We start from the raw sequence: 23,616 nt of genomic DNA, 5'->3' as shown, positions 1-23,616 counted from the left end.
GGCGGGCCACCTCAGTGCTTTACTACTTCAGTACTTTTCACCCACCTCGGCCTTCTCGACCAACGACTGCGGTGGTTCGAAATGACTGCCGTACTTCGACGCCAGATCTCGGGCGCGGTCGACGAAACCTGGCAGCCCGCCGTCGTACTGGTTGATGTACTGGATCACGCCGCCGGTCCAGGCTGGAAAGCCGATACCGTAGATCGAGCCGATGTTAGCGTCCGCGACCGATTCCAGCACGCCCTCGTCGAAGCAGCGCACGGTCTCGAGCGCTTCAGCGAACAGCATTCGTTCCTTCATGTCCTCGAACGGAATTTCCGTGGACCCGGACTTGAACGCTTCACGCAGACCTGGCCAGATGCCGACGCGCTTGCCGCTCTCGTCGTACGAGTAGAAACCGCCGCCGCCGGATCGTCCGGTGCGCTCGAGTTCACCGACCATCCGATCCATGACGGCGTTGGAACCGTGGAATGGAACGGTCTCGCCTGCGGCGAGCAGTGCCCGCTCGGTTTCCTTGCGGATCTTCTGCGGCAGTGTGAGTGTCAGTTCGTCCATGAGCTGCAGTGGCGGTGCCGGGTATCCGGCCTGTGCGCCTGCTTGCTCGATGAACGTGGGGTTTACGCCCTCGCCGACGGCGGCCATCGCCTCGTCGAGGAACTTGCCGATGACGCGGGAGGTGAAGAAGCCACGACTGTCATTGACCACGATGGGGGTCTTGCGGATCTGCTGGGTGTAGTCGATGACCTTGGCCAACACAGCATCCGACGTCTTGGCGCCTTTGATGATCTCGACCAGGGGCATCTTGTCCACTGGGGAGAAAAAGTGGATTCCGATGAAGTCTTCCGAGCGCGCGACACCTTCGGCCAGGATGGTGATCGGCAGGGTGGAGGTGTTGGAGCCGAGCACCGCGTCGGGTTCGACGATGTTCTCGATCTCCTGGAACACCTGGTGTTTGACTTCGACCGATTCGAATGCGGCTTCGATTACCAGGTCGACGCCCGCGAAATCGGCGGCGTAGGTGGTCGGTGTGATTCGGGCGAGGAGTTGTTCGGACTTCTCCGCCGTGGTCTTGCCACGGGCGAGCGCTTTGGCCTCCAGCGCTACCGCGTACTGCTTGCCTTTCGCCGCTGCGTCGAGCGAGACGTCCTTGAGTACCACGTCGATTCCGGCCTGGGCGGAGACGTATGCGATTGCGGCACCCATCATTCCGGCTCCGATGACACCCACCTTCTTAGCGGTGAACTTGTCGTAGCCGTCTGGCCTTGACGCTCCACCGTTGATCGCCTGCAGGTCGAAGAAGAAGGCGTTGATCATGTTCTGGGCCAGTTGGCCGGTCACGAGCGAGACGAAGTAGCGGGTCTCGATCTCGTCGGCAGTGTCGATGTCGACGTACGCGCCTTCGATCGCGGCAGCCATGATCGCGCGTGGTGCCGGCATCGGTGCACCCTTGAGTTGCTTACGCAGGAGACTCGGGATAACCGGCAGGACCTGGGCCATCTTCACGTCAGCCGGTCCGCCGCCGGGAATCTTGAATCCTTTGGTGTCCCAAGGCTGTATGGCATCGGCGTGGTCGTGAATCCAAGCCTTGGCCGCCGGTAGCAATTCCGCCACCGAACCAACGACCTGGTCGATCAGGCCCAACTCCAGCGCGCGTGTCGGGCTCAAACGCGGGCCCTGCAGCAGTACGTTTGCCAGCGCCCCCTGGATGCCGAGCAGCCGTACGACACGGGAGATTCCGCCCCCGCCGGGCAACAGACCCAGGGTGACCTCGGGTAAGCCGAGTTGGTTGCCCTTGACGTCGGCCGCGATGCGGTGGTGGGTGTGCAGCACGATTTCCAGCCCGCCACCGAGTGCGACGCCGTTGATGGCGGACACTACGGGCTTGCCCAGCAACTCGAGTCGCCGCAGCACCTTCTTGAGTTCGTTGAGGTGGGTGGTGACCTCGGTGGCAGAAACCGGGTTCTTCGCCTGCGGTCCCCAAGCCTGCATGTCCCTGAGGTCACCACCGGCAAAGAATGTTCGCTTTGCCGAGGTGAGCACGACGCCGACGAAACTGTCCTTCTCGGCTTCGAGTCGGTCGACTGTCGCGGCCATTGACGACGTGTACAGGGCGTTCATCGTGTTGGCGCCCTGATTCGGGTCGTCCATCGTGAGCACGAGGACGCCATCGGTATCGAGCGCCCAGCCGATCATGTTGTCAGTCATTGATTCTGTATGTTCTTTCTCTTCAACAGAGGGAGGAGCGGACCGGGGTGCAGACTCAGACGCGTTCGATGACGGTGGCTATACCCATGCCACCGCCGATGCACAGCGTGATCAGGCCGTAGCGTCCGCCGGTACGTTCGAGTTCGTCGAGCACGGTGCCGACCAGCATGGCTCCGGTAGCGCCGAGTGGGTGGCCCATCGCGATGGCCCCGCCGTTGACGTTGGTCTTCTCGTGCGGGATCTTCAGATCCTTCATCCACTTCATGACCACGGAGGCAAAGGCCTCGTTGAGTTCGAAGACGTCGATGTCGTCCACGGTCAGTCCGGCCCGCTTCAGAGCGAGTTCGGTGGCGGAAGTAGGTCCGGTCAGCATGATCGTCGGTTCACTACCGGTTTGGGCGGTGGCCACGACGCGGCCGCGCGGCGTCAGGCCGCCGCGCTTACCCGCGGCTTCGCTGCCGACGAGTACCAGTGCGGCACCGTCGACGATGCCCGAAGAGTTACCGCCGGTGTGGATGTGGTTGATCTTTTCTATGTTGACGTACTTCTGCAGCGCAACCTCGTCGAAACCGGTTGTAGCCGCAAGTTTTTCGAACGCCGGTGTGAGCTTGCCCAGACTCTCGACGGTGCTTCCCGGACGGCGATGCTCGTCGTGATCGAGCAGGACGACCCCGTTGAAGTCCCGCACCGGAACCACGGATTTGGAGAAATAGCCTGCATTCCAAGCATTTTCCGCGCGCCCCTGTGACTGTGCGGCGTAACCGTCGATGTCCTCGCGGGTGAATCCTTCGACCGTGGCGATGAGGTCGGCGCCGATTCCCTGCGGGGCGATGTACAGGTCGTATGCGGTCGCCGGGTCGGTGAAGATGGCGCCGCCGTCGCTACCCATCGGGACACGCGACATCGACTCGACGCCGCCGGCGATCACCAGGTCGTCCCAGCCGGATGCAACTTTCTGCGCCGCCAGGTTTGTGGCCTCGAGACCTGACGCACAGAAGCGATTGACCTGCGTGCCTGGCACCGAATCCGGCAATCCCGCGAGCAGGGCGGCGGTGCGCGCGATGACTGCACCCTGCTCGCCCACCGGGGAGACGACGCCCAGTACTACGTCGTCGATTTCTGCGGGATCCATTGCGGTAAAACGGGTTCCGAGTTCCTGGATCAGCCCGACTACAAGGTCGACGGGCTTGACACTGTTCAATGAGCCTTTTCGCAGCTTGCCTCTCGGCGTGCGAATGGCCTCGTAGATAAATGCTTGTTCACTCACAGGGATTCCTTTTGGTCATGACGGCTCAGTTGTTTCGGCAGGACAAGAGTGAGAGTCGCCGGCCGCATTTGGCGGCGCGCGCCTGCGATAGAGATCGCGGAGGAGTGCGAGAGCACGGGAGAATTACGGCGTCCCCGGGTAGCGCGGCAAGGCTGCGCTGTACCCGAGGTCGGCCTGGATGGAGCTGGAATCAGGAGAAGGACAGTTCGGGGGTGCGGGCGATCAGTAGGCGCCGCACCTTGCCCTCGCTGTCGAGCTGCGCAGTGGCGTTGAACGAAGCCTCGAAATCGCCGCCTCGAGTGGTGCGCCCGAGTGACAACTCGACACCGTCGACGAATGCCCCTGCGTCGATGTGGTGGATCAGAACACTCTTCTCGCGTTGCGCCAGGTAGGCGACGAGACCGTCGCGATCGCCGACGAACTCGGCAGACTGACCATCACCCTTCGAGAACTGAACGGACATCACGAAGTCTTTGCTGATCATCGTCAGCACGCGGTCCGGATCGTCGGAATCCATGTACTCGAACCACTGGATGAGCACTGGCGTCTGGTTGGTCTCGCTCATCAGCGAACTCCTTCGGCGGACGAATCGGGGGGAATCAAACTGAACTCAGCGTCGAAGGTCACCTGATAGCGATCGACGAGACCGGCGGAATCGACGTGCATGACACCGACGAAATAGCCCGTGGTCTTGGTCCCGTTCTCAGTCACCGACCCATGCAGGAAATGCAGATCTCCTTCGGCTGCAACGCGCAGGACCTTGTGTTTGCGATCCACCGGAGGGCGACTCGACAGGTAGTCGAGCATTGACGCACGACCACTCCCGTAGTTAGCCCCGGTGGGCAAGACCATGGCGAACTCCACGTTCTCGGCCAACAAGGCCACAGCATCTTCGAGTCGACCGCTGTCCACGGTCGCGTAATAGGTTTCGATCACTGAGCTCATGAGATGAACTTAGTTCGGTTCACCCCTTCTTGTCGAGGCCCTGACGCGCTAGTCTCGATCCATAACCAAACTGAACTCAAGTCAAGTGGAGTGATATGAAATCGTCTACTTCCCAGGTAGAGCCCCCCTGGCCACTCTCCGAGCCCGCTGCTCTCAATCCTGGCCCCGAACAGTTGGAGCTTCGTGATGCGATTCGAGCGCTGCTCGGGAAACACGGCGGCGTAGAGCAGGCTCGGTCGGCTTCGCACACGGCCGAGGGATACTCGCCGGACCTCTGGCAGCAATTGATCGAGAATATGTCGGTCACTTCGCTCGCTGCGCCAGAAGATCGCGGCGGGCTGGGTTACGGCATGGTAGAACTCGGCATCATTCTCGAAGAGTGCGGTCGGAGTCTGGCCTGTGAGCCCGTGTTTTCCTCGGCGGTCCTGGGCGCCCAGGCACTGTTGGCGGCCACGTATCCCGTCGACGAACTACTGGTCAACGTCCTCGAGGGATCCTCGGTGGCAAGCGTCAGTCCACTGACTGCCGCGACCGATCGACTCAGCGGTGTCGAAAGTGAATCCTCCTGGCTGCTCAGCGGTGAGGTCTCGGCCGTCGTAGGTGGTGCTGCTGCCGACCTCGTCATCGTCTCCGCCGACACCGCCGCCGGACGGCAGATATTCGCAATTAAGACAGCCGGTCAGGTGCACTGGCGCGAGCGCGAAGTCGTCGACCCCACCCGCAGACAGGCCGACCTGACCGTAGCGGAAGTGCCGGCAGTTCCCGTCGTCGGTGCCGACGATTATGCCCGGGCCTGTACTCGGATTCATGATTTACGGACGCTCGCAATCGCTTTCGAGAACACCGGAATCGTCGACGCCCTGCTCGAGATGACCGTCGAATACGTGAAGACCCGACATCAATTCGGGCGCCCGATCGGCTCGTTTCAAGCCGTCAAGCACCGACTGGCCGACGTACTCGTGCTGCTCGAGCGCGCTCGATCGGCAAGCAGATATGCCGCAGCCGTATACGACGAGGCCCCGGACACTGCCCGATTGGCGATCGCGGTGGCCGGCGCCGTCTGCACCGACGCGGCCATCGACGCCGCGGCCGAGGCCGTGCAATTGCATGGCGGCGTCGGCTTCACGTGGGAACACCCGGCACACTCCTATTTCCGCCGCGCATTGGGAAACGAAGCAGTACAGGGCGATTCGCGCACTCATCGCGCACGCATCGCAGAACTGATCGGTATTTGACTGTTCGGAAAATGCCACCGACGCCGGGTATTGACGCGACGTCACCCGATCTGCATACTGAAGTGAATCCAGTTCAATTTACATCCACACGAAAGGCTCATGATGATCGAGACCGACCACATCCTGTTGGAGAAAGACGGAGACATCGCGCGGGTTTGGCTCAACCGCCCGCACAAGAAGAACGCGGTCACTGTTGAACTGCTGCACCGCCTCGACGAGATCATTGTCGAGGTCGACAACGATCCGAACCTCAAGGTTCTGGTGCTACGTGGCGTCAACAACACGTTCTGCTCAGGTTTCGACCTGGACGAGCTGCTCTCCGACTTCATCGGCAGCACCACAGCGATGGACGTCGCCGTGCTCTCGGCCAAGGTCTGCGACCGTCTCTACTCGATGAACACACCCTCGATCGCAGTCCTCGAAGGCTACGTCACCGCAGGTGGTTTCGAACTGATGATTTCGTGCGACTTCGCGATCGCATCGGATGACGCCAAGATCGGCGACTTCCACATCCGTCGCGCACTCTTCGGTGGCGCCGGCCCGATCTACCGCCTTCCCCGCATGATCGGGGTTCGCAAGACCAAGGAGCTCATGCTCACCGGCAAGCTGCTCTCGGGCACCGAGGCCGCTGCATTCGACCTGATCAATGCTTCGGCACCGGCCGATCAGCTCGATCAGACCGTGGCAGACTTCGCCGCGACTCTGACCGACAAGAGCCCGTTCATGATGAAGCTCACCAAGATGTGCATCGACAAGGGCCTCGACGCCGACATCCAGTCGCTCATGGTCATGGAGCACTTGGCCGTCGGCAACGCACTGCAGTCGGAAGACGGCAAGGAAGGCGTCACCGCATTCCTCGAGAAGCGTGATCCGGTGTGGGTCGGCCGCTGATCTGATTCACCCCGAGACCTGAAGGGATAGGCATGGCAGAGAAGACAGCAATCGTGCTCGAAGGCAGCCGGTGCACGGTGTGCGCCACGGTGGCCTTTCCGGCCGGCGTCATGTGCAGCAAGTGCGCAACGCCAACGGCGGCACCTCTCGATTTGAGTACCCGAGGTGTGCTGTGGGCGTACACGATTCAACGTTTTCCTCCGAAATCGCCGCCGTACGTACCGCCCGCCGGAGGGTTCACTCCTTTCGCGGTCGGTTACATCGAACTCCCTGAAGGAATCAAGGTCGAGGCAATAATCGACTGTGAAGACTTCGACGGACTGGATCAGGCACCGGTGACGTTGGTCGCCACCTCACCGGTGCCCCGGTTCGCCGTCGATCGTGACGCGAAGCGAGGAGAAACCAAGTGACGCAGCCTATTTCGATCGTCGGAGCCGGGCTCTCGAAGTTCGGCCGGCAACCGGGAGTGAGTGGGCGTGCCATGGCCGTCACCGCGATCGGCGCTGCGCTCGATGATGCCGGACTTTCATGGCCCGACGTCCAGGTCGCCTTCGGCGGCAGTGACGGGTCCGGGCTGGCCGACACCTTGGTGGCCGAACTCGGTTTCACCGGAATACCTTTCACCAACGTCAAGAACGGTTGCGCAACCGGCGGTAGCGCACTCTTCTCGGCGGTCAATGCAGTTCGCTCGGGTGCAGCCGAGATCGCACTGGCGGTCGGCTTCGACAAGCACCCACGGGGGGCATTCGATCCTCGACCGGAAGAATGGGGCCTGCCGGACGGATACGGCGAGGCCGGTCTGATGGTCACCACACAATTCTTCGGAGCCAAGATCTCGCGCTATATGCGCCAGCACAACATCTCGGCCGACACCCTGGCCCGCGTGGCCGAGAAGGCTTATCGAAACGGCGTTCTCAATCCGAACGCCTGGCGCCGGGAGGCGATGTCCGCCGAGACCATCGCGACAGCCGACATGGTCAACGACCCGCTCACCCGTTACATGTTCTGCTCACCCGGAGAAGGCGCCGCCGCGATCGTGGTTGCCAGCGAGAGCGCAACCAAAGCGCTTGCCGCGCGAGCGGTCACACTTCGGGCAATCACCCATCGCACCCGAAGGTTCGGCTCCTTCGAGGTTTTCAGCCCGGCCGTGCAAGGTAACGGTGAACCGACCAGTGTCAGTGCGGACGCCGCGCGAGCAGCCTTCGAGCAGGCAGGCATCTCCCCCGGCGAAGTCGACGTGGCTCAGCTGCAGGACACCGAGAGCGGTGCCGAAATTATGCACATGGCCGAGTGCGGCTTCTGTGAACCCGGCGAACAGGAATCGATGATTGCGGCCGGCGAGACAGAGATTGGCGGCCGCATTCCGATCAACACCGACGGTGGATGCATCGCCAACGGTGAGCCGATCGGTGCGTCGGGCCTGCGGCAGGTGCACGAGATAGTCACCCAACTTCGTGGTGAGGCGGGTGCCCGTCAGGTTCCCGGTACTCCCCGGATCGGGTTCACCCACGTATACGGCGCACCGGGCATCAGTGCCTGCACCGTATTGTCCGTATGAGTTTGCGAAGACGACTGAGGGCAGATCAGTGACACCACAAACGATTCCAGGTCTCGACGCGTTCACCGAGGAAGCCATCGCCTGGTTGCGTGGCGTCGCCGCACCTCGCACCGAATCGGTGTGGGGCGTTGGTTCGGATTCGGTGGCGGTATTCGAGAATTGGACCGCCGAGCAAGAGCGCGAGCACACCGACGAAATCTCGCGCTACGAACAGGCGAAGTTCGATGCCGGCTGGGGAGCACTGAGTTGGCCGCCCGAACGCGGCGGTCGCAGCCTGCCGCTGTCATACGTGTTAGCTTTCCGCCGGGCTGAGGAATCGTTCGACGTGCCGCGGCGGACCGAGATGTTCTCGGTTACACAGCAATTGATCGCGCCGACCATCGAGCAGTGGGGCACCGACGAGCAGAAGGAACGCTACGTGCGCGCGATGCTTCGCACGGACATCATTGCCTGCCAACTGTTCTCCGAGACCGAGGCCGGATCGGACCTGGCTGCCGTCCGCACCAAGGCGGTGCGCAGCGAAGCCGGCACGTGGACTCTCGACGGGCACAAGGTATGGACCTCCGGCGCGCTGGTGGCGGACTACGGAGTTGCGGTGTGCCGTACCGACGCCACCGTCGCGAAACATGCCGGGCTCACCATGTTCCTGGTCCCGATGAACGCACCTGGCGTGACCATACGCCCGATCCGGCAGATGACCGGCGGCAGCTCGTTCAACGAGGTGTACCTCGACGGCGTCGAACTCGAAGACACGTATCGACTCGGTCCGGTCGGCAAGGGTTGGCAGGTTGCTCTTACCGTGCTGGCGGCCGAACGTCTGGACGGCGGAAATCTGGGTCTGGCCAACGCAGATCAGGCAATTGCACTCGCACAGAACCTCGAACGCGAGCTGACCGAAATCGAGAAGGACAAGGTGGCCGACCTGGTCGCCAGGAGCTATCTACAGCGCGTGAGCAATATGCGGGTGGCCGGGGCGATGCTTGCCGGCAACGAACCGGGTCCTGAAGCCTCACTCGGAAAGTTGTTGGCTACCGACACCATGGCCAGAACGTCTGAAGTTGCCCGTTTGCTGCTCGGCCGTGAACTTACCGCCGATTCCGGTCGATGGGGAACGTTCGCGTGGTCCGAACACGCACTCGGCGCCCCCGGATACCGAATTGCGGGCGGCACCGACGAGATTCAGCACAACATCATCTCCGAGCGCGTGCTCGGTCTACCAAGGGAGCCGCGACCGTGACCAGTTCGTCTCTGCAAGAACGGGTCGCCGCCAAACTACTGGCGGACTGCGGCGCGACGTTAACCGACTTCCAGCCGCTACTCGGTGGACACTCCGGACTGACGTACCGCGCCACCACCTCGACCGGTGACGTGGTGATCAAGGCGGTGCCGGAAGGCCAGCGATCCATCGGCAGGCACGACATGCTGCGACAGGCGCATATTCTGCAGGCGCTGGCCGGCACCGAAGTTCCGGTGCCGCGCGTAGTTGTCGTCGACGAGATCGAGCCAGCGTGGTTTGCCATGGAATTTGTTGCAGGCGAGTCACTCGAGCCCGTGCTCGACGACCCGGCCGTCGATCCGGTGCTCGCTGCCAATCGAATGCGTCGTGCCGCTGCAGTCCTACCGCGACTGCATGAGGTGGACCTGGCCACCATTGCAGGGCTCGCAGATCCCCTGACACCGGCAGACGAGCTCGAGCGCTGGGCCAAGACGCTGGGCGCAGTGCCACCGGAATTGGTTGTCGGCGCCGATCGTCTGTTGGAACTGTTGCGCTCCGACATTCCCGAACCTATCGAACCCACACTGGTGCACGGTGATTACCGTCTCGGCAACATCATCTCCGACGGACTGGAGCCAGTTGCACTCATCGACTGGGAAATCTGGTCTGCCGGAGATCCACGAGTCGAATTGGGCTGGTTCCTGGTATTCGCCGACGGTTCGAACTTCCCCGGTGTCGGTCGGGAAGTCACCGGACTGCCGAGCGCCGAAGAGTTGGTCGCGCTGTACACCGGAGCGGGTCCCGCCCTCCCCGAACTCAACTGGTTCGACGCACTCGGCCGGTTGAAGATGGCGGCGATCATGGGCCACAACCTGCGTCGGCACCGCGAGGGTCGCCATCATGATCCGGACCAGGAGAAGCTGCCCGACACCATCAACCGGTTGATCGAGACCGGTACCGCTCTCCTGCGTCCCTAGATCTTCTAGGCCGCTGGTCTTTTGCGTCGCTGATAATCACCTAAGGAGACCTACCGTGGATTTCGCCTATTCCCCGCGGACCGAGGAACTGCTCGGCAAGCTCGAATCTTTCATGGCCGATTACGTCTATCCGGCGGAATCGGTGTACGACGCCCAGGTCGCTGCCAACGACAACCCGCACGAACAGCCCCAGATCATGCGCGATCTGCAGGCGAAGGCACGCGAATTGGGTCTGTGGAATCTGTTCATGACGCACGACGGACTCGGTGCCGGGCTCACCAATCTCGAATACGCTCCGCTGGCTGAGATCGTCGGCCGCTCCATCATCGGTAACGAGACGATCAACTGCTCGGCTCCCGATACCGGAAACATGGAGATCCTCGCCATGTTCGGCACCGACGAACAGAAGGCGCAGTGGTTGAAGCCGTTGCTGGACTGCAGTATTCGTTCGGCTTTTGCGATGACCGAACCGGCCGTGGCAAGTTCGGATGCGACAAACATTCGATCGACTATCCAACGTGACGGTGACGAATACGTGCTCAACGGCCGTAAGTGGTACACCTCCGGCATCCTCGATCCTGACTGCAAGCTCATGATCTTCATGGGCAAGTCGGATCCCGAAGGCCCGACCTACCGACAGCAGAGCATGATCCTGGTACCGGCCGACGCGCCCGGCGTTGAGGTCATTCGGGACCTGCCGATGTTCGGCTTCCAAGACCGACTCGGCCACGGCGAAGTTCAATTCACCGATGTTCGGGTACCGGCTGCAAACATACTCGGCGCCGAGGGCGACGGATTCGCCATCGCACAGGGACGCCTGGGCCCCGGCCGGATGCACTACGCGATGCGCGCAGTCGGTATGGCAGAACGGGCACTGGACATGATGTGTAAGCGCGCGCTCGAAAGGGAAGCGTTCGGAGGCCCCCTTGCCGACCGCGGCGTAGTGCGTGAATGGATTGCCCGCAGCCGCATCGAGATCGACCAAATCAGGTTGCTCGTACTCAAGTCGGCTTGGTTGATGGATACCCAGGGCAACGCGTCTGCGCGCTCGGAAGTGGCCGCCATCAAGGTGGCAGCAATGGAAGTTGCGCACAAGGTTGTCGACCGCGCGGTGCAGACCTACGGCGCCGCCGGAGTCAGCAACGACACGATCCTGGCTCGGCTGTATGCGATTACCCGCGCCCTGCAGATTGCAGACGGACCCAGCGAGGTTCATCTGCGCACCATTGCCCGCCTCGAGGTGAAGAAGCACAAATGAGTACACCAGAATTGACCGGTAAGGTCGCGCTCGTGACCGGCGCGAGTCGCGGTTTGGGACTGGCCATCGCGCGCGGACTCCGGGACGCGGGCGCGACCGTGATCGTGTCCAGCCGAAAGCTCGAGTCCTGCCGCGAAGCGGTGGCGTCGCTCGGTGACACCGGCCCGGGAACCGCTCACCCGTTCGCTCTGCACGTCGGGCACTGGGACAGTATCGAGCCCGCGGTCGACCAGATCATTGCCGAATTCGGCAGCCTCGACATCGTGGTCAACAATGCCGGCATCGCACCGCTGGCCGACAACTTACTCTCCGTCTCGGAAGGACTGTGGGACAAGACTATCGAGGTCAACGTCAAGGGACCTTTCCGGCTGATGGCCGTGGCGGGAGACCGGATGCGGGCGGCCGGCGGCGGCTCGATCATCAACATCTCCAGTATCGGTGCGGAGCGCCCGAGCCCGCCGGAAGCGATGTACGCTGCGGCCAAGAACGGCCTCAATGCGCTCACCCGGGCGTTTGCTCAGGAGTATGCACCGACGGTGCGGGTCAACTGTGTGATGCCAGGTGGTTTCGCCACCGACATGGCCGAGAACTGGGACGACGAGTTCATCGGAAAGATCGTGGACCGTCTGCCTGCCGGGCGACTGGGCCGGCCGGAGGAGATCGCCGGTCTGGTGACGCACCTGGCCTCGGATGCCGCCGGCTACACGACCGGCGCGCTCATCCCGGTCGACGGCGGCCGAACCGCCGTGTACTGACGCTGCGATGTCCTGATATCGCAGTAAAGCCATGACAGACAATGGATTCGAAGGTGGACAGATGCTGACCGAGATGTTCGGACTGGCCGGACGGGTAGCGATCGTGACGGGTGCGTCGTCTGGTCTCGGAATGGGGTTTGCGCGCACACTGGCCAGTGCCGGGGCCACGGTGTACGCCGCGGCCCGCCGGCTCGACCGCCTGCAGGACTTGGCAGCCGAGGTACCGGGAATTGTTCCGGTTCGTTGCGACATCACTGACGACGCTGATCGGCGCGCCCTGATCGACGGGTGTTACGAACAGTCCGGACGGCTGGACGTACTCGTCAACAATGCCGGCATGCCGGGACCGCCGAACGCCGAGGACGAAACCATCGCGGGATTCAATTCGGTACTCGAGCTCAATCTGGTATCCGGATTTCACCTGGCGACCTACGCCTCGACCCGACTTCCGGAGAACGAACGCGCGTCGTACATCAACATCTCCTCGGTGATCGGGCTGGTGTCCACGGCCCCGATCGGTGGCGCGAGCTATGCGGCCTCCAAGGCCGGAGCACTCGGCTTGACCCGGGAATTGGCCGGTCAGTGGGGACGCAGGGGGATCCGCGTGAACTCCGTCGTGCCTGGGTGGTTCGATACGGAGATGACCGACGGACTGTTCAGCAATGACAAATCGGCGGGGTGGGTGCGTAAGAACACCATGCTCGGCCGCGGCGGGGTCGAAGGTGAGATAAACGGCGCAGTGCTGTTCCTGGCCTCGGATGCCTCCTCGTACATGACCGGCCAGGCGCTGGTTGTCGACGGTGGTTGGACGGCGCGCTGATGTTGGCAGTCCAGCTGACGGCGTGGGGTCAGCCTCCGCAGGTGCGTGAGATCCCCGTACCCGAGCCCGCTGAGGGGCAACTGTTGATCAAAGTCGGCGCCGCTGGTCTGTGCCGCTCGGATCTGCACGTCATGGATTCGCCCGCCGGACGTTTCGATTACCCGTTGCCGCTCACACTCGGCCATGAGGTTGCCGGTACCGTCGTCGGTGCGGGACCGCTGGCCGATCACGCGTGGATCGGTGAAAATGTTGTCATTCATGGTGTTTGGCCATGTGGCCGGTGCCGCAATTGCCGGCGCGAGCGCGAGAACTACTGCTTGGAGAAAGTCCCGCGTGGGGACGGCCGACTCAGCCCGATCGGAAACGGGTTGGGCCATCCGGGCGGGCTGGCGGAATACCTGCTGGTGCCCTCGGAAGCGGTTCTCGTTCGCGTCGGTTCACTGAGCCCCGAGCAGGCCGCTCCGCTCGCCGACGCCGGCCTGACCGCATATCATGCGATCCGGACCAACAGCGACCTCATCGACTCGGACACTGTGGCTTTGGTGATAGGAATCGGTGGTCTCGGCCATCTGGCGGTGCAGATCCTGCGCTCTCTCGGCGTCACAGACATCATCGCCGTCGAGACAAGAACCCAGACACACGCTCTCGCGCTCGAATCGGGAGCACGCGCGTGTTTTGCGACGCTCGCGGAAGCGACAGAGGCTGTGGCGAGCCTCGGCGGTGCCGACGTGGTCTTCGACTTTGTCGGGGCTCAGGCGACGGTCGAACCCGCTCCGGCGCTTCTCGCTCCCGGCGGCCGGGTCGTCGTCGTGGGAAGTGCAGGCGGGCAACTGACCGTCGGCAAAAGTCTTGGTTTGGTCAACGGCTGGCAAGTTCGGGCGCCGTTCTGGGGCACCATCGAGGACCTGCGTCAGGTGGTCGAACTCGCCAGTGCAGGAAAGCTGCATGCCGAGGTGACCACGTTCACGTTCGACAGCGCACTGGAGGCATACGATCGCCTGCGTTCAGGCGATCTGTCCGGCCGCGCCGTACTGGTTCCCACAGCCCCTTCATCGCTGTAAACATCCAACACACAATCGAACTCGAAGACGGAAGAGGGACGCCGCAGTGAAGTTGCTGGCACAGGAGATGCTCGCCCGGGCGGAAGGCAATCCGGCCGAGATTGCGGTGATCGACGAGTTAGGTTCTCACACAATCGGTTCGATCGTGGAGGCGGCTCGCTCGCTGGCCGATACCATCGCTTCGCTCGACGGCGGGGCGCCGACTGCGCTCATTCAGGCCGACAATACGTGGCAGACGGTGGCTACCGCCCTCGCGATCGGACTTCGCGGCGGCGTAGTGGCGGTCTTCAGTCCACACGCCACCGAATCCGAGTTCGAGATGGCGATCGACGACATCGACCCGGATCTCGTGGTGGCCGATGCCGACGCGCTGACCCGCTGGGGCATCAAGGACGACCAGTTTGCCGGTTCGGTAGCCGCTTTCGGAACGCGAGTGCTCCGGTCTCGGCAGGAGGCTTTCGCCTCGGTCGAGCGCTGGCGCGGCGGCACCGCGATCGCGATGACCTCCGGTTCGACCGGTCGCCCGAAGTGTGTCGTCCAGTCCGAGGAGGCAATCCGCTACGCGTGCCGGAGCACCATCGATACTGTCGGATTGCAACAGGGTGAGGCGGTCGGCGCTTTTGTGCCGCTGTCGTCCGTCGCAGCTTTCTGTTTCGGGATGTATCTGCCTGCTTTCCTTGGTGGACAGATGGTTTCGATCGCCAAGTGGTCGCCTGCGGTAGCACTGGAGGCAATGGCGCAGCACCGGGTCGCCTGGACGATGCTGGTACCGACCATGGCCCTGCAGCTCTCGGTTACCGAAAGGGCTGACGGTAAGCTCTCGGCGATGCGCGCCCTGACGGTTGGTGGCGGTCCGATGAACGAGCGCACACTCGGGAACGCCGAAACCGTCCTGGGCACCACCTTCCTTCGAGTATTCGGCATGTCCGAATGCCTGGGCCACACGACCCCACGTCTGGACGATCCGCCGGACGTCCGACTGGGGCGGGACGGACGTCCGTTCCCCGGCACCGTCGTTCGGGCGGTCGACACCGCCGGGGCGCTGCTCACCCCAGGCCAGATCGGTGACGCCCAGGTGAAGGGACCGTCACTGTTCGTCGGTTATGCGCGCGGCGGTGCTCCGGTACTGCCCGAGCTCACCGCGGACGGCTTCCTGCCGACGGGCGATCTGGTCGAAGTCGGTGAAGACGGATCGATCTGCGTCATGGGACGCCAGAAGCAAATCATCATCCGCGGCGGCCGCAATATCGACATCAACGAAATGGAATCTGCGATCGCGTCGTTGCCCGCAGTGGTTCAGGTTTGCGTGGTGCCGGTGCCGGACGACCTTCTGGGCGAGCGGGCGGCAGCCCTCGTCGTCACGGGTGGTGCGCCGCTGACGCTGGCGGAGGCGACTGCTCAACTCGGCGAAAAAGGCTTCCCGAAGTTCAAGTGGCCCGAGTATCTCTTCTCCGTCGACGACCTTCCACAAAATCGTGTAGGAAAGTTGTCGCGGCTCGATGCGGTGCGGATCGCGTCCGGTTTGGCCACGCAAACTGATCCGAATTCACCTCAAGCCGGGTAAGGTTTGACGAACTAACAGTTTTCGTACCATAGAGGACCTTTATGACTACAGATGCCCAGGCGCGCCGCGAAGGCCCGCGGTCGAAGCGGACGCTCATCCTTTCTGTCGCCGTCGATCAATTCGGCAAGGTTGGATACGAGCACACCAAATGGGCGTCGATAGCAGACGAGGTCGGTATCGGCCAGACTGCGCTCTATCACTATTTCGAGTCCAAGGCACACTGCTTGCTCACTATCATGCGGCTGGAGCTTGCCGACTCGCTCGAGCGGTTCGTCGACGCTACCGAGGGTGTATCTCCGCCGGAGGAAGCGTTGCGTACCGCCGTGATGGCCTCGCTCGCAGCCTCGCCGCGCGACGCGCTGCAGCGTCGGATCCTGCAAAATCATATGGATCTCCTGGCCACTGAGCGCCAGTCCGCGAACGAAGAAGCCGAGCGTCTCAAGTCACGCGAACTCGTCCAAGAAATTGAGCAGCAGTGGACGGATCTGATCGCGAGCGGAATCAAGGAAGGCGTCTTCGCCGATTCCGATCCTCGCTTGATGGGCCGACTCGTCTTGGCCCTCGTGATCAGTGTTTGGCGTTGGTACCGGCCGGACGGCAAACTCAGCCTGACCGAGATCGCCGAGCGAGTCACCGATGCGGCTCTGCGGATGGTGCGCGCGTAGGTCGCTCCGAGCGCGGTGAGTAGCCGTTCGGCCTGCCCATCGAAACCAAAGTGAATTCAATTAGGAGTTGACATGTACAATCTCGTTCTCGTCGCATCCCGGCCCGCCGACTGGACCCATGAGCAGTTCATCACATGGTGGCGCGGCGAACACGCGGACGTCACCTATCCCCTTCCCGGTCTGCTGCGATGGCAGCACACCGAATTGCTCGAAGCCTTCGGCAGCAAGTCGGAGGGGTGGGATGGCTTGTCCGTCTTGAGTTTCGAATCGCGGGAGGCACTCGAAGCCGCGCTGGCGAGTCCACAATGGCAGGCCGCCGTTGATCACGTCGGCACCATGGGTGGCCGCCGGATGATGTGGTACGGCGACGAAAAGACCATGGTGCCGCTCGTCGACAGCGGAGAATGACCGATTCTTGGGACCGGCCCGGTTGCTATCGCGTCGCCGACGGCGTTTTCCGGATCCCATTGCAGATGCCGCAGGACGGCCTGCGTGCAATCAACGTCTACGCGCTCGAGACCACGCACGGACTGGCGCTGGTCGACGGCGGTTGGCATCGGAACAGCACGCACGCCGAGCTGTCCGACGCCCTGGCGCTGATCGGTCGTAGCCCGGCGGAGATTCACGATATCTATGTCACGCATGTCCACCGTGACCACTACACGTTTGCCGTTGAGCTGCGTCGACGGCATGGTTCGCGAATCCACCTCGGCGCAGCCGAATCTCCCGGGATTGCCGCAATCACCAAGCTGGGCAACAATGTTCCGGAGAGCTCAATTCTTCAGCTGCACCGATCCGGCGCGGTGACAATCGCCGAGCAGGTCTACCGGGACTCGGTCGACGAACCGTTCGAGCCCTCGGACTGGGAGGCTCCCGATCACTGGCTCTCCCCCGGCGCCCTCGATATTCCGGGCCATCGTTTCTTCGCGGTACACACTCCCGGACATACCAAGGGGCACATGGTTTTTCATGACCTCGAACGCGACGTCTCTTTCACCGGAGACCACGTATTGCCGACGATCACGCCGTCGATCGGATTCGAGCTCGGCGATTGGGAACTGCCACTCGGAGCGTACCTCCGCTCGCTGGAGATGATGCTCGACGACCGGGACCGGATCATGATGCCGGCGCACGGCGACACAGGTGCCAGTCTGCACGCGCGGTGCCGGGAGTTGTTGGCGCACCACGATCATCGGCTAGGTCAGACCGCTTCTGCGGTAGTCGAATTAGGTGAGGCCTCAGGTCTGCAAGTGGCGCAGGTGCTGACCTGGACCCGGCGCGAACGCGGCTTCGATTCTCTCGACACGTTCAACCAGATGGTAGCCACGTGCGAGACGCTTGCCCACCTCGACGTGCTCGTCGACCGTGGGCAGTTGTCCGTGCAGAACAAGAACGGGGTGGATCTCTTCAGTTCGAACTGAAGAGATCCACCCCCTTTGTCGCGGGTCTCAGGCGCAGGTCCAACCGCCGTCGACATAAAGCTCGGTGCCGGTGATGAACGTCGAGTCGTCGCCCGCCAGGAAAGCAACGGCGGCAGCAACTTCTGAGGCCGTGCCGAGTCGGCCCATCGGCGTATTCGCAATCATTGCCTGATGCCGCTCACTACCCTCGTAGCGCTGCAGCAGTTGCTGGGTCTCGATAAATCCAGGATGCACCGAATTCACGCGCACACCTTTTGTAGCCCAATGCAATGCGGCGTTCTTTGTCATCGTGCGGACCGCCCCCTTGGCGGCCGCGTAGGCGAAGCTGTTACCCAGCCCGCCGACCGTGCCGAGGATCGAGCAGATGTTGACGACCGAACCGCCACCGGTGCTTTCGATGTAGGCCCCGGCATATTTCATGCCGAGCCAGGTTCCGGTCTGACTGACCTCGATGACTTTGTTGTACCGATCGAGGTCTTCGTCGACAACGGAAGCCAGACTACCGATTGCACCGTTGTTCACCACGGCGTCGAGTCGCGAATACCGCTCGGCGACGGCCTCGATGACGCTCTGCCATTGCTCTTCTCGAGCGATGTCGAGAGCGAGCGCCTGATGTCCATCGGGCTGATCCTGCTTCGCGACCAGTTCGGCGCACGCGTCACCACTGATGTCGGTGACGATCACCGAAGCACCTTCGGCCGCGAGTCGACCGACGATATCGACGCCGATACCGCCTGTGGCTCCGGTTACCAGTACTACCTTCTCGTGCAAACGCGTATTGCCTACCGACATCGTTTCAGCTTCTCTTTCTGTCACAGCTTGCTCAAGACGTTACGACCGCCGACAAGCATGGCGATGGCAACGCCGATCGTGGTCACCGCGGTCATCAGCAACGCCATAGCCGCCACCATCGGATACGAACCGTTCTGCCACATGTCGAACAGCAGTGTTCCCATAACCTGAGTGGTGGAAGCGCGCACCAGCAGCGAAGCAGCGAACTCGTGCGTCAGGAGAATGAACATCAACGCGACGGCACTGAGAATCGTCGGGCGCATGAGCGGCAACATGATTCGCAGCGTAGTGACGAAGGGGGACGCGCCACTGGTGGCCGAAGCCTCGTTGTATGTGTTTCCGAGCGCGAGCATAGCTGTCATCTGCATCCGTGTGGCGAACGGCAACATCAGAACGATGTAGACCAGGATGATGACCGTGCGGGTGCCGTACAGGATGAACGGCGGTTCGGTGTACGTCAGCAGGAAGCCGACGCCGAAGATCACTGCGGGGATGCCGAGGGGCAGGGCGGTCATCAGATCGGCCAGCAGCGCCAGAAACTTGAAGCGTCGCCCTCGCACCAGAAGGTTGGCCAGCGCATACCCGATCGGAATGCAGATGATAACCGCACCCAACGATGTAAGTACGCTGGTGACAACCGATTCGGTGATCGCATTGGTCGACCACAGTTCCCGGAAGTTGTCCAGGGTCAGTAGGCCCCAGGACAGAGATCCGGACCAGTACGGGGTCAACGAGACGATGATCAGCCCGATCAGCGGAATGACCAGTGCGAACATCGAGAAGATCACCACGGTGGCCGTCGCCCAGGTGGCCCGACCTGTGGACGAGGCAAAAGCCTTCCCTCCGTGCGTGACAAACCGAGTTTGGTTGCCCAACAGGACCTTCTGAACCAGGACGAGCACCAAACCGAAGATCACCAGTGGTGAACCGGCCGCTGCTGCGGCTGCGAAATCCGAAGGAGACTCGGACACCCGGCGGTACATTTCCGTGGTCAGGACCTTGACCCCCGAATTCTGTCCGAGCAGCAGCGGACCCGTGAACTGCCCCAAACCGAGCAGCAGCGCAATTCCGCCGCCGTAGATCAGCGAAGGCCGCAGCAACGGCAGAACAATCTTGAAGAAGATTCCGACCGTCGACGATCCGCTCACCTGAGCGGCTTCGAGATGTTCCGAACTGATGTTCTGCATGCCGGAGCTGACGAACAGGTAGACGAACGACGTGAGGCCGAATCCTGTGAGAATTACGATCCACGGAACGGTGTACACGTCGATGGGTCCGGTGTCGGATCCACTCCACCACGGAAGCTTTCGCAAAATCACGTTGAAGTAACCGGGACCGGGCGACAGCAGGAAAGCCCAGCCGACGATGTTCGCGACAGCAGGCATGACGATCGGGAGAATGGGGACGATACGAAGCCAACCCAGCTTCTCCGGGAGTCGACTGGCCGCGAAGGCGAGTACGGTACCCAGGACCATCGCAATCACGAGCGAACCGAATGCCAGCGCTATCGTCGTCCAAATGGCCTCGGCCACATCGTAGCGTCCGTACTGCGTACGGTAACCCGCGCCGCCGTCCTCGAATGCCAGCATCTGCAGTCGAATCATCGGCAGCACTACGAGATACGCAAGAACGGCGATCAGAATCGCGTAGCCGATGCGTGCCTGCCACTGCCGTGAAATGGAGAACGACTTGACGGATCCGCCGGCGGTTGCGGTTGCGGTTGCGGTTGCGGTGGCCATCAGGATCGGTCTCCTACACCTGGTGCAACCAGCTCGGGAACAGTCACCGCGGTGGCGTCCGGATGGGCGTATACCCGAAGACTGGACGGAGAGAAGCTGATCACCATGGGGGTACCCGGATCACTGGCACGCAGTGTGGCACTGTGTTCGGCGGCACTGGCACGCAATGCCAGCTCTTCCGTTCCGGTCTTGACCAACACGTCGAAGTAGCGGCCGGCGTACTCGTACGTCACCAGTTCGGCATGCAATGCAACGTTTCCGGTCGGAACATCGTCCATCGAGGCATGCATCTGCACGTCGTCCGGGCGGAAGCGCGCCACTGCGGCGTTGCCTTCGTCTGCCCGATCGCGTATGACGGCGTTGCTGAGATCGATGATGTCGTGGGCGCTGGTGATCCAGCCGTCATGGCCGCGGCGGAGCTCCAGTCGATTGCCCATGCCGATGAAAGCGGCGACGTACTCGGACACCGGATTCTCGAACACGTGTTCCGGCGCGTCGTACTGTTCGATCTTGCCGGACTTCATGATTGCGATCCGATCGGCAAGAGCGAAGGCCTCGGTCTGATCGTGCGTGACGAAAACGGCGGTGAAACCGAGGCGTTGATGCAGCTGATGGATCTGGGAGCGCACCTGGTCACGAAGGCGTGCGTCCAAGTTGCTCAGGGGTTCGTCGAACAAGACCAGATCCGGTTGCGCAACGAGGCCACGGGCCACAGCAACTCGCTGTTGCTGCCCACCACTGAGCTGCGACGGGTACCGATCGAGCAGCGCGCCGCAATCGACCATCTCGGCAGCCTTCTCCACCGCACCGTCGGCGATGGCCTGTTTGAGCTTGCGGACCTTGAGCGGGTATCGGATGTTGTCCCGGACCGTCATGTGCGGCCAGAGCGCATACGACTGGAACACCATGCCGATGTTCCGCTTGTGTGCGGGGACATCGGCTTTGGTGGAGGCGTCGAATACCTGCCTTCCGCCGAACGAGATCGAGCCGCCCTGAGGGGTTTCCAATCCTGCCAGGCACCGCAGCGTTGTGGTCTTGCCGCAACCACTCGGACCGAGCAGGACAAGGAACTCGCCATGCTCGATTTCGAGATCGAGTTGATCGACCACCACGTTCGATCCGTAGGTCTTCGTGAGACCTGTAACTGCGAATTGTGATGCCATCTCTATACTTTCTCGTTCGAAATTTTGGGGGTGCGGACGCCGGCTGCCTGGCCGCCGTCCACGAGGAGATCCGTTCCGGTTACGTAGCTGCTGTCGTCGGCCGCGAGGAAGCGAATGACCTTGGCAACCTCTTCCGGCGCGCCACGGCGTTGCATCGGGATACTCCGTACGTACGCCTCGACGTCGTCGTTGGCGAAGTCCGATACCGACGTGATTTCGGTTTCGATGCTGCCGGGGCAGACGGAGTTGACTCGGATACCGCGGTCGGCAAGCTCGAGTGCTGCCACCTTGGTCAGGGCACGGACACCGAATTTCGCTGCGCCGTATGCACCCAACTCGGCGGTTGCCAGCACGCCACGCAATGACGCGAGATTGATGACGGACCCGCCATCCGCCATCGATGCGGCCGCGGCCTTCAGCCCGAGGAAAGTACCGACGAGATTCAGGTCGATCATCCGGCGAAACTGGTCGAGCGTCGTATCTGCCAGAGTCGCCTTCATCGCAGCTCCGGCGCTGTTGACCAGTACCGTGATGTCGTGGCCGGCCGCCGCCATCGCGGCTGTTGCTTCGGCCCAGTCAGTTTCGCTCGTCACGTCGAGATGACGGTAGTACGCGTTTGCGCCCAACGTCGCAGTGAATGCGCGACCGGCGTCGTCGTTGACATCGGTGAGGTACACGGTCGCGCCGTGCGCGGCGAACAGTTCGGCGCAGGCTCCGCCAATGCCTCCGGATGCTCCCGTGACGAGAACGTTCGTTCCCCGCATCGAATCTGTGAGGTAATTCAAGTTCAGCCCTTCCACTTTTTGATTGGCACTTATGTTCCGCGGAGCCATGTTTCGGTGTTACTGGAAGAGCTTCTGCCACTGCTGGGAGTACTGCTCGACCTTGTCCGGCGTCAAATTTTCGGGATTGGGCAGCGCGATGTCCTGTGCCCGGGCGACAGCCCCGGGGATATTCGGCAGTGCGGCAGCGTATCCGTCGTTGAGGGCGGTCTGACCTCCGACGGTTACCAGGAAGTTGGCCAGCACCTGAGCGGCATTCGGATGCGGCGCGGTATTCAATACGTGGGCGTACCACGGAGTTCCCCACGGCTGCTGCGGCAGCGCCCAGTCGACGGGCGCGCCGGAGTTCACTTCGGTCACCAACGGCTGCACCGAGGGGCTGACGACGATCTCGCCGGACGTCAGGGCCTGGGCCACACCGAGCGCGCTTGGGTAGATGCGGGGCTGCAGCTCGGCAAGCTTGTTCCAGTAATCCTCGCCGTACGTGTTCGCGAAGTGCCGGTACATGTCGACGTACGAGGCGATGCCCACCGGGTTGACGATGCCGATCTTGCCCCGGTACGCCGGATTGAGGATGTCCTGCGGTGTCGTCAAGCCGTTCGGTACCGCATCGGTATTCCAGCCGAGCGAGAAGACCGCCGCGCTGGTGAGGAAGAACCGGTTGTCGAGCACGCTTGCCGCTGGATCGAATTCGGGGGCGTCGAGTGCGGGCCCGACCAGTTCGGCGGAATAGGTACCGGACTTGGCGGCATTCTGAATCCATGCCGAGTCGGTGAGCATGTGGACGTCGGCGGTGCCCTTGCCGATCTTGTGTTCGGTCTCGACCCGGGGATTGATGTCCGGATCGGTGCCGCGGACGTATTCCAGTTCGATTTGCGGATACTCCGCGTGGAATGCGGCCTTGAGCGCGTCGAGGTTGGCCGGCTTCTGGCTCGAGTAGAGCATCACCTTGCCCTCTTCGTTCGCCGCAGCGACCACATCTTCCCAACTGCCGTCGACGGCAGCGGACGCGGGTTCGCTACCGCTACATCCCGAGATGCCGACCATGGCTGCGGCGGCGCTCAGCGCCACCAGGGTGCGGACGAATGACTTCATGGCTTCCTTTCGGGCATGCCGTCGGGCGTCGACGGATCGACATGTCGTTGGCACTCCAGTGAGAGATGTTCTCGCGTCGACAGTTCTGAAGCTGACCCTGCGCGCGGTATGTCATCGCGTCTTGGTCCCGGGCGGGACGGCTGCCGAATCGGGAGCCGCCCCGCCTACAAACTGAACTGATGTCAGTTCGAACGTAGTGCCCGGCGC

The 23,616-nt window shown here is 62.4% G+C and carries 23 protein-coding genes; 14 read left to right on the top strand and 9 right to left on the bottom strand.

Going from position 1 to position 23,616, the window contains the following annotated elements; translation table 11 throughout:
- Window positions 1-27 precede the first annotated feature (27 nt).
- From R4P64_RS23855 to R4P64_RS23840, 4 genes are all read right to left on the bottom strand, one after another.
- On the bottom strand, window positions 28-2,205 hold the full coding sequence (locus tag R4P64_RS23855) for a 3-hydroxyacyl-CoA dehydrogenase NAD-binding domain-containing protein (RefSeq protein WP_317822931.1): 2,178 nt from the start codon (window positions 2,203-2,205) through the stop codon (window positions 28-30).
- Window positions 2,206-2,260: 55 nt separating this feature from the next.
- On the bottom strand, window positions 2,261-3,472 hold the full coding sequence (locus tag R4P64_RS23850) for an acetyl-CoA C-acetyltransferase (protein ID WP_116104743.1): 1,212 nt from the start codon (window positions 3,470-3,472) through the stop codon (window positions 2,261-2,263).
- Between the two features lie 190 nt (window positions 3,473-3,662).
- On the bottom strand, window positions 3,663-4,037 hold the full coding sequence (locus R4P64_RS23845; protein ID WP_021333780.1) for a hypothetical protein: 375 nt from the start codon (window positions 4,035-4,037) through the stop codon (window positions 3,663-3,665).
- Window positions 4,037-4,417, bottom strand: coding sequence for a nuclear transport factor 2 family protein (locus tag R4P64_RS23840; RefSeq protein WP_317822930.1), 381 nt, complete (start codon window positions 4,415-4,417; stop codon window positions 4,037-4,039). The genes R4P64_RS23845 and R4P64_RS23840 overlap by 1 nt, the downstream gene beginning before the upstream one ends.
- A gap of 95 nt (window positions 4,418-4,512) precedes the next feature.
- Here R4P64_RS23840 and R4P64_RS23835 point away from each other — a divergent pair, with 95 nt between their 5' ends.
- The 14 genes from R4P64_RS23835 to R4P64_RS23770 all read left to right on the top strand — a co-directional run bounded on the left by R4P64_RS23835 (window position 4,513) and on the right by R4P64_RS23770 (window position 17,838).
- The gene (locus R4P64_RS23835; protein ID WP_317822929.1) at window positions 4,513-5,652 is read left to right on the top strand and encodes an acyl-CoA dehydrogenase family protein; all 1,140 of its coding nucleotides are present in this window, start codon (window positions 4,513-4,515) and stop codon (window positions 5,650-5,652) included.
- Window positions 5,653-5,754: 102 nt separating this feature from the next.
- On the top strand, window positions 5,755-6,543 hold the full coding sequence (locus R4P64_RS23830; RefSeq protein ID WP_031331690.1) for an enoyl-CoA hydratase/isomerase family protein: 789 nt from the start codon (window positions 5,755-5,757) through the stop codon (window positions 6,541-6,543).
- A 32-nt stretch (window positions 6,544-6,575) separates the two neighbouring features.
- Window positions 6,576-6,953, top strand: coding sequence for a Zn-ribbon domain-containing OB-fold protein (locus tag R4P64_RS23825; RefSeq protein ID WP_317822928.1), 378 nt, complete (start codon window positions 6,576-6,578; stop codon window positions 6,951-6,953).
- Window positions 6,950-8,101 carry a thiolase family protein gene (locus tag R4P64_RS23820; RefSeq protein ID WP_045064296.1) on the top strand — a complete coding sequence of 384 codons (1,152 nt, stop codon included), beginning with the start codon at window positions 6,950-6,952 and terminating at the stop codon, window positions 8,099-8,101. Before R4P64_RS23825 ends, R4P64_RS23820 begins: the two co-directional genes overlap by 4 nt.
- A 43-nt stretch (window positions 8,102-8,144) precedes the next feature.
- Complete coding sequence (locus R4P64_RS23815) at window positions 8,145-9,338, top strand: acyl-CoA dehydrogenase family protein (RefSeq protein WP_031331688.1); 1,194 nt, start codon at window positions 8,145-8,147, stop codon at window positions 9,336-9,338.
- Entirely contained in the window at window positions 9,335-10,294 is a 960-nt protein-coding gene (locus R4P64_RS23810) for a phosphotransferase family protein (RefSeq protein WP_045064298.1), read from the top strand. The genes R4P64_RS23815 and R4P64_RS23810 overlap by 4 nt, the downstream gene beginning before the upstream one ends.
- Window positions 10,295-10,349: 55 nt before the next feature.
- Complete coding sequence (locus R4P64_RS23805; protein WP_317822927.1) at window positions 10,350-11,552, top strand: acyl-CoA dehydrogenase family protein; 1,203 nt, start codon at window positions 10,350-10,352, stop codon at window positions 11,550-11,552.
- Entirely contained in the window at window positions 11,549-12,307 is a 759-nt protein-coding gene (locus R4P64_RS23800; RefSeq protein WP_070387101.1) for an SDR family NAD(P)-dependent oxidoreductase, read from the top strand. Before R4P64_RS23805 ends, R4P64_RS23800 begins: the two co-directional genes overlap by 4 nt.
- Before the next feature lie 31 nt (window positions 12,308-12,338).
- Complete coding sequence (locus tag R4P64_RS23795; RefSeq protein ID WP_021333770.1) at window positions 12,339-13,127, top strand: SDR family NAD(P)-dependent oxidoreductase; 789 nt, start codon at window positions 12,339-12,341, stop codon at window positions 13,125-13,127.
- Entirely contained in the window at window positions 13,127-14,188 is a 1,062-nt protein-coding gene (locus R4P64_RS23790; RefSeq protein ID WP_315872786.1) for an NAD(P)-dependent alcohol dehydrogenase, read from the top strand. The genes R4P64_RS23795 and R4P64_RS23790 overlap by 1 nt, the downstream gene beginning before the upstream one ends.
- 67 nt (window positions 14,189-14,255) lie before the next feature.
- Window positions 14,256-15,752, top strand: a complete 1,497-nt coding sequence (locus tag R4P64_RS23785) for a class I adenylate-forming enzyme family protein (RefSeq protein WP_411742706.1) — start codon at window positions 14,256-14,258, stop codon at window positions 15,750-15,752.
- Window positions 15,753-15,793: 41 nt separating this feature from the next.
- Window positions 15,794-16,417, top strand: a complete 624-nt coding sequence (locus tag R4P64_RS23780) for a TetR/AcrR family transcriptional regulator (RefSeq protein ID WP_045064306.1) — start codon at window positions 15,794-15,796, stop codon at window positions 16,415-16,417.
- Window positions 16,418-16,489: 72 nt separating this feature from the next.
- Window positions 16,490-16,825 carry an EthD family reductase gene (locus tag R4P64_RS23775; protein ID WP_045064307.1) on the top strand — a complete coding sequence of 112 codons (336 nt, stop codon included), beginning with the start codon at window positions 16,490-16,492 and terminating at the stop codon, window positions 16,823-16,825.
- Window positions 16,822-17,838 (top strand): MBL fold metallo-hydrolase, encoded by a 1,017-nt coding sequence (locus R4P64_RS23770; RefSeq protein ID WP_317822923.1) that lies wholly within the window; start codon window positions 16,822-16,824, stop codon window positions 17,836-17,838. The genes R4P64_RS23775 and R4P64_RS23770 overlap by 4 nt, the downstream gene beginning before the upstream one ends.
- Before the next feature lie 27 nt (window positions 17,839-17,865).
- On the opposite strand, the gene R4P64_RS23765 is transcribed toward R4P64_RS23770, so the two are convergent.
- The 5 genes from R4P64_RS23765 to R4P64_RS23745 form a co-directional block, all read right to left on the bottom strand.
- Complete coding sequence (locus R4P64_RS23765; protein WP_317822922.1) at window positions 17,866-18,630, bottom strand: SDR family NAD(P)-dependent oxidoreductase; 765 nt, start codon at window positions 18,628-18,630, stop codon at window positions 17,866-17,868.
- A 20-nt stretch (window positions 18,631-18,650) separates the two neighbouring features.
- Window positions 18,651-20,369: an ABC transporter permease gene (locus R4P64_RS23760; RefSeq protein ID WP_317822921.1), complete on the bottom strand. Its 1,719-nt coding sequence runs from the start codon at window positions 20,367-20,369 to the stop codon at window positions 18,651-18,653.
- Window positions 20,369-21,532, bottom strand: a complete 1,164-nt coding sequence (locus tag R4P64_RS23755) for an ABC transporter ATP-binding protein (RefSeq protein WP_317822920.1) — start codon at window positions 21,530-21,532, stop codon at window positions 20,369-20,371. The genes R4P64_RS23760 and R4P64_RS23755 overlap by 1 nt, the downstream gene beginning before the upstream one ends.
- A 2-nt stretch (window positions 21,533-21,534) precedes the next feature.
- Window positions 21,535-22,296: an SDR family NAD(P)-dependent oxidoreductase gene (locus R4P64_RS23750; protein WP_317822919.1), complete on the bottom strand. Its 762-nt coding sequence runs from the start codon at window positions 22,294-22,296 to the stop codon at window positions 21,535-21,537.
- A gap of 78 nt (window positions 22,297-22,374) precedes the next feature.
- Window positions 22,375-23,409: an ABC transporter substrate-binding protein gene (locus R4P64_RS23745; protein WP_045064315.1), complete on the bottom strand. Its 1,035-nt coding sequence runs from the start codon at window positions 23,407-23,409 to the stop codon at window positions 22,375-22,377.
- Window positions 23,410-23,616 lie beyond the last annotated feature (207 nt).

Source organism: Rhodococcus sp. IEGM 1366 (assembly GCF_033142425.1).
Lineage (GTDB): Bacteria > Actinomycetota > Actinomycetes > Mycobacteriales > Mycobacteriaceae > Rhodococcus_F > Rhodococcus_F globerula.
Note: the sequence above shows the minus strand (reverse complement) of the source record. Positions and strands in the feature narration are given on the sequence as shown.

Coding starts and splice junctions, on each gene's coding strand:
- R4P64_RS23785 (WP_411742706.1), top strand. CDS start 14,256: ATGCTCGCCCGGGCGGAAGGCAATCCGGCCGAGATTGCGGTGATCGAC.
- R4P64_RS23825 (WP_317822928.1), top strand. CDS start 6,576: ATGGCAGAGAAGACAGCAATCGTGCTCGAAGGCAGCCGGTGCACGGTG.
- R4P64_RS23765 (WP_317822922.1), bottom strand. CDS start 18,630: ATGTCGGTAGGCAATACGCGTTTGCACGAGAAGGTAGTACTGGTAACC.
- R4P64_RS23835 (WP_317822929.1), top strand. CDS start 4,513: ATGAAATCGTCTACTTCCCAGGTAGAGCCCCCCTGGCCACTCTCCGAG.
- R4P64_RS23855 (WP_317822931.1), bottom strand. CDS start 2,205: ATGACTGACAACATGATCGGCTGGGCGCTCGATACCGATGGCGTCCTC.
- R4P64_RS23745 (WP_045064315.1), bottom strand. CDS start 23,409: ATGAAGTCATTCGTCCGCACCCTGGTGGCGCTGAGCGCCGCCGCAGCC.
- R4P64_RS23780 (WP_045064306.1), top strand. CDS start 15,794: ATGACTACAGATGCCCAGGCGCGCCGCGAAGGCCCGCGGTCGAAGCGG.
- R4P64_RS23845 (WP_021333780.1), bottom strand. CDS start 4,037: ATGAGCGAGACCAACCAGACGCCAGTGCTCATCCAGTGGTTCGAGTAC.
- R4P64_RS23760 (WP_317822921.1), bottom strand. CDS start 20,369: ATGGCCACCGCAACCGCAACCGCAACCGCAACCGCCGGCGGATCCGTC.
- R4P64_RS23775 (WP_045064307.1), top strand. CDS start 16,490: ATGTACAATCTCGTTCTCGTCGCATCCCGGCCCGCCGACTGGACCCAT.
- R4P64_RS23770 (WP_317822923.1), top strand. CDS start 16,822: ATGACCGATTCTTGGGACCGGCCCGGTTGCTATCGCGTCGCCGACGGC.
- R4P64_RS23840 (WP_317822930.1), bottom strand. CDS start 4,417: ATGAGCTCAGTGATCGAAACCTATTACGCGACCGTGGACAGCGGTCGA.
- R4P64_RS23800 (WP_070387101.1), top strand. CDS start 11,549: ATGAGTACACCAGAATTGACCGGTAAGGTCGCGCTCGTGACCGGCGCG.
- R4P64_RS23790 (WP_315872786.1), top strand. CDS start 13,127: ATGTTGGCAGTCCAGCTGACGGCGTGGGGTCAGCCTCCGCAGGTGCGT.
- R4P64_RS23795 (WP_021333770.1), top strand. CDS start 12,339: ATGACAGACAATGGATTCGAAGGTGGACAGATGCTGACCGAGATGTTC.
- R4P64_RS23755 (WP_317822920.1), bottom strand. CDS start 21,532: ATGGCATCACAATTCGCAGTTACAGGTCTCACGAAGACCTACGGATCG.
- R4P64_RS23830 (WP_031331690.1), top strand. CDS start 5,755: ATGATCGAGACCGACCACATCCTGTTGGAGAAAGACGGAGACATCGCG.
- R4P64_RS23750 (WP_317822919.1), bottom strand. CDS start 22,296: ATGCGGGGAACGAACGTTCTCGTCACGGGAGCATCCGGAGGCATTGGC.